The sequence below is a fragment of the Streptococcus dentasini genome, assembly GCF_053206945.1.
Map to the genome: position 1 here is coordinate 1 of NZ_JBRUHS010000023.1, position 1,736 is coordinate 1,736.

A 1,736-nucleotide genomic window follows, 5' to 3' on the forward strand; every position below is an offset into this window, starting at 1 on the left:
TAATGGAGCCTAGCGGGATCGAACCGCTGACCTCCTGCGTGCAAAGCAGGCGCTCTCCCAGCTGAGCTAAGGCCCCACAAAACCTCTGAAAACTAAATAGACACCAAGCGTGCTTCCGTTTTTCCTTAGAAAGGAGGTGATCCAGCCGCACCTTCCGATACGGCTACCTTGTTACGACTTCACCCCAATCATCCGTCCCACCTTAGGCGGCTGGCTCCCGAAGGTTACCTCACCGACTTTGGGTGTTACAAACTCTCGTGGTGTGACGGGCGGTGTGTACAAGGCCCGGGAACGTATTCACCGCGGCGTGCTGATCCGCGATTACTAGCGATTCCGACTTCATGGAGGCGAGTTGCAGCCTCCAATCCGAACTGAGATTGGCTTTCAGAGATTAGCTTGCCGTCACCGGCTTGCGACTCGTTGTACCAACCATTGTAGCACGTGTGTAGCCCAGGTCATAAGGGGCATGATGATTTGACGTCATCCCCACCTTCCTCCGGTTTATTACCGGCAGTCTCGCTAGAGTGCCCAACTTAATGATGGCAACTAACAATAAGGGTTGCGCTCGTTGCGGGACTTAACCCAACATCTCACGACACGAGCTGACGACAACCATGCACCACCTGTCACCGATGTACTAAAAGTAACTCCCTATCTCTAGGGATAGCATCGGGATGTCAAGACCTGGTAAGGTTCTTCGCGTTGCTTCGAATTAAACCACATGCTCCACCGCTTGTGCGGGCCCCCGTCAATTCCTTTGAGTTTCAACCTTGCGGTCGTACTCCCCAGGCGGAGTGCTTATTGCGTTAGCTCCGGCACTGAGTCCCGGAAAGGACCCAACACCTAGCACTCAGCGTTTACGGCGTGGACTACCAGGGTATCTAATCCTGTTCGCTACCCACGCTTTCGAGCCTCAGCGTCAGTCACAGACCAGAGAGCCGCTTTCGCCACCGGTGTTCCTCCATATATCTACGCATTTCACCGCTACACATGGAATTCCACTCTCCCCTTCTGTACTCAAGTCCTACAGTTTCCAAAGCCAACAATGGTTAAGCCACTGCCTTTAACTTCAGACTTATAAAACCGCCTGCGCTCCCTTTACGCCCAATAAATCCGGACAACGCTCGGGACCTACGTATTACCGCGGCTGCTGGCACGTAGTTAGCCGTCCCTTTCTGGTCAGTTACCGTCACTTGTGTAGCTTTCCACTCTACACAACATTCTTCTCTGACAACAGAGCTTTACGATCCGAAAACCTTCTTCACTCACGCGGCGTTGCTCGGTCAGGGTTCCCCCCATTGCCGAAGATTCCCTACTGCTGCCTCCCGTAGGAGTCTGGGCCGTGTCTCAGTCCCAGTGTGGCCGTTCACCCTCTCAGGTCGGCTATGTATCGTCGCCTAGGTGAGCCATTACCTCACCTACTAGCTAATACAACGCAGGTCCATCTGGTAGTGATACTGTTGTATCTTTTAAAAGGTTAACAGGCGTTAACCCCTCTTATGCGGTATTAGCTATCGTTTCCAATAGTTATCCCCCGCTACCAGGCAGGTTACCTACGCGTTACTCACCCGTTCGCAACTCATCCAGAAAAAGCAAGCTCCTTCCTTCTGCGTTCTACTTGCATGTATTAGGCACGCCGCCAGCGTTCGTCCTGAGCCAGGATCAAACTCTCATTAATGCTAGTTCGTCCGGCTAAGCACTTCTGGCTTATCCGTTTATTGTTTCTTGACAGGTTA

At 52.5% G+C, this 1,736-nt stretch carries 1 tRNA gene and 1 rRNA gene; both read right to left on the bottom strand.

The features are described from left to right. Positions 1-3: 3 nt before the first annotated feature. Positions 4-76 (bottom strand) — tRNA-Ala (locus ACVR1G_RS10820). Positions 77-129: 53 nt separating this feature from the next. After that, positions 130-1,678: ribosomal RNA gene (locus tag ACVR1G_RS10825) — 16S ribosomal RNA — on the bottom strand. Between the last annotated feature and the right edge of the window lie 58 nt (positions 1,679-1,736).